Raw genomic sequence first — 5,837 nt, 5'->3', positions numbered from 1 at the left:
ACCTGGATCGGCGTGAAGGCACCGTAATCGAGATAGGATTTGACCCGGGTCAGCGCCGAGATCAGCCGCTCATTGCCGACGGCGAAGCCCATGCGCCAACCGGGCATGGAGAAGGTCTTCGACATCGAGGTGAACTCGACGCAGACGTCCATGGCGCCCGGCACCTGCAGCACAGAAGGCGGCGGATTGCCGTCGAAGTAGATTTCCGAATAGGCAAGGTCGGACAGGATGATGATGTCGTTCTTCTTGGCGAAGGCCACCACGTCCTTGTAGAAATCGAGCGAGGCCACCAGCGCCGTCGGGTTCGACGGATAGTTGAGGATCAGCGCCAGCGGCTTCGGGATCGAATGGCGGACGCCGCGCTCGAGCGCTGGGATGAAGCCGTCATCGGGCTCGACCTGCAGCGAACGGATGACGCCGCCCGACATGATGAAGCCGAAGGCGTGGATCGGATAGGTCGGATTGGGGCACAGGATCACGTCGCCGGGCGCGGTGATCGCCTGCGCCATGTTGGCGAAGCCTTCCTTCGAGCCAAGCGTGGCCACCACCTGGGTGTCGGGGTTGAGCTTCACGCCGAAGCGGCGGGCATAGTAGTTTGCCTGGGCGCGGCGCAGGCCGGGAATGCCGCGCGATGAGGAATAGCGGTGCGTGCGCGGATCGCGCACGACCTCGCATAATTTGTCGACGATGGCCTTGGGCGTCGGCAGGTCCGGATTGCCCATGCCGAGGTCGACGATGTCGGCGCCGCGCGAACGGGCGCTGGCCTTGAGCCGGTTGACCTGCTCGAACACATAAGGCGGAAGCCGGCGGACCTTGTGAAATTCTTCCATGGCAGTTCCAGACAGCAAAGGGAGCCCCGGATATGTTAGGGCATTGGGCGCGCGCTATATACTCATTTGCAGGTAGGGTCGAGGGCGGGGTCGCATTTGCCTTCGATCTGCGTCAGCGTCTGCGGACCATGTTTCTTCGCGAGATCGGTTAGCGCCGCCTGGTTGGTGACGGCAGCGCCGCCTCTTTTGGCACGCTGCGCGTTCTCGTCGGCCTTCAACTGGGCCAGCTTGGCGTTCTTCTCGGCCTCGGTGAACTGTTTCGCCGCCACTTGCGGCGGGATGTTGAGGTTCGGAAAGGTGCCGGTATCCTTCGGCCCCGCGTCGGTGGCCATCGGCACCGGACCGCCGGTATTCGTGCTCGAGCATCCGGCGATGGCCACGAACATGATCGCAGCGCCGATGCGGAAAAAATGGCCCGCACCGAAAAAAACAGTCTCGCCAAACTTAATCGTCATATTGTTTCCTTGGCAGCCGGGGTAGAGCGAGATTGGACCCTGTCGGATGTCCCATGTTAATATGTCAAGAAAACGCTTCCGGAGGAACCCCGCGAACCATGTCCAAAACACCCGATTCGGGCAAAGCGGAAGATGGCGGACCTTCGACGGTCGAGCAATATCTGGTGAAGGACCCGGAACGCTTCGCGCTGAACATGGCGCGGATGATCGAACAGGCCGGCAAGGCGGCGTCCGCCTGGGCTGAACCGCGCGAAAAGGGTGAGGTGCGCGACCACGTCGCCGAGCCTGTCGTCGACATGGTCAAGACTTTCTCCAAGCTCAGTGAATACTGGCTTGCCGATCCGCAGCGCGCGCTCGAAGCGCAGACGCGGCTGTTCGCCGGCTATATGACGGTTTGGGCGAACGCCATCCAGCGCGTCAGCCCCAACGCCGAGGGTGCCGACGATGCCGTCAAGCCGGAGCGCGGCGACAAGCGCTTCCAGGATCCGGAATGGGGCCGCAACGCCTTCTTCGATTTCCTCAAGCAGGCCTATCTCGTCACCTCGCGCTGGGCGTCCGAACTGGTCGACCACGCCGAAGGCCTGGACGAGCATACCCGCCACAAGGCGAGCTTCTACGTCAAGCAGGTATCCAACGCCATCTCGCCGTCCAATTTCATCCTGACCAATCCCGAATTGTTTCGCGAAACCGTCGCCTCCAACGGCGAGAACCTGGTGCGCGGCATGAAGATGCTGGCCGAGGACATCGCCGCAGGCAAGGGCGACCTGAAATTGCGCCAGGCCGACTATTCGCCCTTCGAGATCGGCAGGAACATCGCCACCACGCCCGGCAAGGTGGTCGGGCGCAGCGATGTCGCCGAGATCATCCAGTATGATGCGGCGACCGAGACGGTGCTGAAGCGCCCACTGCTGATCTGCCCGCCCTGGATCAACAAGTTCTACATCCTCGATCTCAACCCGCAGAAATCCTTCATCCGCTGGGCGATCGAGCAAGGCCACACCGTTTTCGTCATCTCCTGGATCAATCCGGACGAACGTCACGGCGCCAAGAACTGGGAAGCCTATATCCGGGAGGGCCTGCAATACGGCCTCGACACGATCGAGAAGGCGACCGGCGAACGCGACGTCAACGCGATCGGCTACTGCGTCGGCGGCACGCTGCTGGCGGCGGCACTGGCGCTGATGGCTGGGGAAGGCGACGACCGCATCAAGTCGGCGACCTTTTTCACCACGCAGGTCGACTTCACCCATGCCGGCGATTTGAAAGTGTTCGTCGACGAGGAACAGGTCGCGGCGGTGGAAAAGTCGATGAACGAAAAAGGCTATCTCGACGGCACCAAGATGGCCACCGCCTTCAACATGCTGCGCTCGGGTGACCTGATCTGGCCCTATGTCGTCAACAACTACATGCGCGGCAAGGATCCCCTGCCCTTCGACCTGCTCTACTGGAACGCCGATTCGACCCGCATGGCGGCGGCCAACCATTCCTTCTACCTGCGCAACTGCTATCTCGAGAACAACCTCTCGCGCGGCACGATGGAGCTGGCGGGCCACACGGTCTCGCTCGGCGATGTCACCATCCCGGTCTACAATCTCGCCTCCCGGGAAGACCACATCGCGCCGGCGCTGTCCGTCTTCCTCGGCTCGAAATATTTCGGCGGCCCGGTCGAGTACGTGATGGCGGGATCGGGACATATAGCGGGCGTCGTCAATCCGCCCGCATCCAACAAGTACCAGTACTGGACCGGCGGCCCGCCGAAAGGCGACTTCGATCAGTGGATAGAAAGGGCCACGGACCATCCCGGATCCTGGTGGCCGCATTGGCAAAGCTGGATAGAGGCCAAGGACAACACCCGCGTACCTGCCCGCAAACCCGGCAAGCATATGAAAACCTTGGGCGATGCTCCCGGTACCTATGTCAAGGTGCGTGTGTAACGGACTGTAATGTGTGGTGAGTTGACGGCCCCCTAAAAGCGGGCGAAATGGTGTCGTCAACCATCAAGCAGCCGCAATTCGGCAATCGCTGCAAAAATACTTACAGGCTTGCTGATTTGACACAGGTCTCGTTTCCGGATCGGAGACAAAGGTCACCCTGACGCGGACATGCCAGTCAGCGACACGGATGTACCGACCGGACGTCGAGGGGGAATTTGACTTTGAAATCAGCAGGATGGAGCCTCGCAAAGGGAGAACGCCGCGCCATTGTGGCAGCGCTCTGCTCCGTGCTTCTGGCCTCCTGCACATCGGCTGGCGACCCGACGATGTCGGTTGGAATGCCGGGCTATAATGCTTCCGCATCGGACATCCACGCCGCCTCCACGGGCAAGCCCCCAGCCGCCACCGATTCGTCGTCGCAGGTGGCGACGGAGCAGACGACCGTGATGAGCGAAAGCGACGCGGCACTCCCCGAGACAGTTGCCTACGTACCCGTGGCCAAGCCCCAGGCCGCTTTCCCGCTTCCCACGCCGGCCGGCGCGGAAACGATCGCGGGACAGACGCCGCAGGCCCTGCAGCAGCCGGTACAGACGGCGCAGCAGACCGACGCGGTCGCCCAGAAGATCGCCGCCGCCGATGCCGCCGCGACGGCGCCGAAGCCGGCTGCGGCACCGGTGATGAACAATCCGGTCTATGTGACCGCCGGCGAGGCGCCGCAAGCCGAGGCTCCGAAGAAGAAAGGCTTCCTGGCCTCGATGTTCGGCGCCACCCCCGCTTCGGCGACGCCCGCGCCGCTGCTCAACCCACGATCGGGCGAACAGCCGACCGTGCAGGCCAAGCCCGCTCCGGCAAAGCCGATCATCACTTTGGCCTCGGCCGATTCCACGGCAAAGCCGATACAGTTGGCTTCGACCGGTGACGAAGCCGGTCACATCACCGGTAGCGATGCCTTGCCCGGCGTGCGCCAGACGGCCCTGTTCGAGATCAAGCGCAAATCCGGCCTCGACGACGAAAGCGACGTCGACCTCAACGAGGACGAAGGCTCGGGTGGCAGCTATCAGGTTGCGTCGGCCGCCGGCATGGCCCGCCTGGCGCCCAACGGTCTCCTGAAGCAGAATGAGAGCGTGGACGTCGCCTGCCTGAAGCCGTCCCTCGTGCGCGTGCTGAAGACGATCGAAGGCCACTACGGCCGCAAGATGATGGTGACCTCCGGCTATCGCGACCCGGCCCGCAACCGCCGCGCCAACGGCGCCAAGAATTCGCTGCACATGTATTGCGCCGCCGCCGACATCCAGGTGCCCGGCGTCTCCAAATGGGAGCTGGCGAACTACATCAGGACCATGCCAGGCCGCGGCGGCGTCGGCACTTATTGCCACACCGAATCGGTCCATGTCGACGTCGGCCCCGAGCGCGACTGGAACTGGCGCTGCCGCCGGCGCAGTGGCGGTGGCGACGGCTGACAGCGTCAATGGACCTGAGCCTGTTGGGCTCCGCCAATAGCGCTCCCGTGAACCTTCAAGATTGGCCGAAGCCGGCTCGACTTCGTCACTCCTGTGCGAAGCAGACGCGAAGCCTTGTCGCGACGGCCCGAGGACGACGAACGACTGACGTCACCGCAAATTGCCAGGCCCTGCCAACCCTCGCGAAATCGCTGATCTGGCGGGCCGGAAAAAAGTTGTCCAAGGCGGCACCTAACGGGTTGCCGGTTGCGCGCAACGTCAGTATAAGCCGCTTCGTCTGAGCGCGCCCATCGTCTAGCGGTTAGGACACCGCCCTTTCACGGCGGTAACAGGGGTTCGATTCCCCTTGGGCGTACCAGATCTTTCAAGCACTGAGCTCCGTTTTGAGACGATGCGTCGAATATCCGACGAATAACGCCAGTGAATTTGCTTGAACCGTTCGGCTGCTGACGGAGGAATACCGGCGCCGGCTTTCCATGGTATCCAGCCCTTGGTCGGCGGTCCTTCAGTCCGTGGTCGCGCACGCAGTGCCTCCAATTCGAACGTCTGGTAGTCGCGCTGATTATCCATGAAAGCCGCGCAAAGAGAGGTTGACGTTTGCGAGGGACCGTTCAGCGGACCGCCCGTTCATGCTTTGTTGGGACTATTTGCTCATCATCCCTGGCGGCAGAAGGGACCGGTGCCGATGGAACGACTATCTTTTGGACGAGTCTGCGGTATAACGACCGTCGTGCTGATCGCCATTTGGGGCGTGCAGAAAGCCGGCGATCATATATGGCCGAGGCATCCAGCCGCCGTCGTAAACTCGGCATTGGTGCCGGAATACGAACTGAGGCGTCAAAGAGACGAGGCATGGATAAAGCGTTACGCGCTTTGGCTGACCTAGCGCCGAACAGGAATTAACCTCCTATACACCTTCCGCCTTGCACGGCGGTGATCGCGGTGCTTTGGATATCCTCTCTGTCCGTTGGGAGGGTTGGGGGCGTGGATGCGATACAGCAGATCGCCGACCTGTTCGGCCTGAAGGCGGTCGCGATCGGCCTGCTGATCTTCATTCCGCTGGAACGGCTGTTTCCGTTGCGGCGGCTGCAACGGATTTTTCGCAAGGGCTTTTTCAACGACCTGTCCTACGCGGCCTTCAACGGCTTCGTCGTCAAC

General features: G+C 62.2%; 4 protein-coding genes and 1 tRNA gene. 3 read left to right on the top strand and 2 right to left on the bottom strand.

What is annotated here, in order from left to right:
• Together EOA36_RS25150 and EOA36_RS25145 are read right to left on the bottom strand one after the other, a co-directional pair.
• A partial coding sequence (locus EOA36_RS25150) for an aminotransferase class I/II-fold pyridoxal phosphate-dependent enzyme (protein WP_127279870.1) occupies positions 1-830 on the bottom strand: 830 nt, incomplete at its 3' end.
• 62 nt (positions 831-892) lie between these two features.
• Positions 893-1,285: a hypothetical protein gene (locus tag EOA36_RS25145; RefSeq protein WP_127279869.1), complete on the bottom strand. Its 393-nt coding sequence runs from the start codon at positions 1,283-1,285 to the stop codon at positions 893-895.
• 98 nt (positions 1,286-1,383) lie between these two features.
• Here EOA36_RS25145 and phaC point away from each other — a divergent pair, with 98 nt between their 5' ends.
• From phaC to EOA36_RS25130, 3 genes are all read left to right on the top strand, one after another.
• A complete protein-coding gene (gene phaC / locus EOA36_RS25140; RefSeq protein ID WP_127279868.1) occupies positions 1,384-3,219 on the top strand; it encodes a class I poly(R)-hydroxyalkanoic acid synthase in 1,836 nt (611 codons plus the stop codon).
• Between the two features lie 215 nt (positions 3,220-3,434).
• On the top strand, positions 3,435-4,679 hold the full coding sequence (locus EOA36_RS25135) for a YcbK family protein (protein ID WP_127279867.1): 1,245 nt from the start codon (positions 3,435-3,437) through the stop codon (positions 4,677-4,679).
• Between the two features lie 283 nt (positions 4,680-4,962).
• A tRNA-Glu gene (locus tag EOA36_RS25130) sits at positions 4,963-5,037 on the top strand.
• Positions 5,038-5,837: the final 800 nt, after the last annotated feature.

Origin of the sequence: Mesorhizobium sp. M8A.F.Ca.ET.021.01.1.1 (assembly GCF_003998025.1) — a bacterium.
Classification (GTDB): Bacteria; Pseudomonadota; Alphaproteobacteria; order Rhizobiales; family Rhizobiaceae; genus Mesorhizobium.
Note: the sequence above shows the minus strand (reverse complement) of the source record. Positions and strands in the feature narration are given on the sequence as shown.